Genomic DNA, 1,063 nt, shown 5'->3' with positions numbered 1-1,063 from the left:
GAACACGGTGCAGGCCGACCAGTTCACCACTTCCGGGGAGGAGGAAGCCGGCGCAGGCGCGCCGACCAGCGAAGTCAGGTGCAACACAGGCCACTTCGAACCGGGAAGGGCTTGCCCGTGCACCTTGGCCACCCGCATCCATTGCTTGCCGGGGTCGTCGCCAATCGTCGGTTCGTTGTAGTCCAGGCGGCCAACGGGGCGTGAATCCGAAGGCTGGCCTGCCGGGCRCCGGAGCTGCCGAGGCATGTTCACGTCAGGGCCCGCGTCGTAGCTGGACGAGCGTGTGTGTTCCAGAATATGTCCGGCGAGGCGCAGATCGCCAGGCTCACGCTTCAGCGGCCTGGAATCCACAAGCCAGAGGTCCGCGGGCGCATCACGCAGGACGTTGGTCGGCGAATGCGGCGAGGCCGCGTGTAGCCTGAACACGCCCTGAGCCTTCCCGAGATAGCTCACAGTGAAAGGCATGCGGCGGATGGTGACCGACGCGCCGTTCGATTCCACGGGACGGTCGTTCTGGCTTAGCTGGATATCACCGCAGCGCGTGTTGACCGGCTCGGGGCGATCAGAGGCGCAACCCGCAACAAGCGCCACGCAAACAGCGATCAGGCTGGCCGTCCTTGCCGTCCTGCCAGGAAACGCGGCCATCTGTGCCGGCCAAAGTAGGGTGCGATTCATGCGGACCTTTCGGGGCTTGGGTTGTACGTCGTGTCGATCTGAATAAGACTTAACATAATACATATCGTGGAATATTTCATCATGTCCGCTTTGGGCCCAAAGCAGACCTCAGTTGATCATGCTAGGTCGACTATTTGACCAACCTTTAGCCTCGGCAAATCATTCGCAGAGGACAGCACAAAGGCGAACTGAGTCATATCAGGGCTCCCGTCCTTCGTTAATGCGCGAGGTTGCGAGACGGAGCGTTTGATAGGCACCCCACCCAGCATCGGTGACTGCGCGAGTGTGAAATCGCCCGGTTCCACTTGACGAGCGAAAAGCATCACCGGTCGCTGTGTCTCAAAAATATAAACGATCTCGAATTTCACTGAGGCTGACTCTACTTATG

The 1,063-nt window shown here is 60.0% G+C and carries 1 protein-coding gene; it reads right to left on the bottom strand.

The window, feature by feature from the left end:
• Positions 1-675: hypothetical protein (locus AC1D0P_RS26020; protein ID WP_477679364.1), on the bottom strand; the 675-nt coding region annotated here is incomplete at its 3' end.
• Between the last annotated feature and the right edge of the window lie 388 nt (positions 676-1,063).

Source organism: Polaromonas sp. P1_G2, from assembly GCF_056405515.1.
This window is presented reverse-complemented; position numbering and strand designations above follow the sequence as displayed.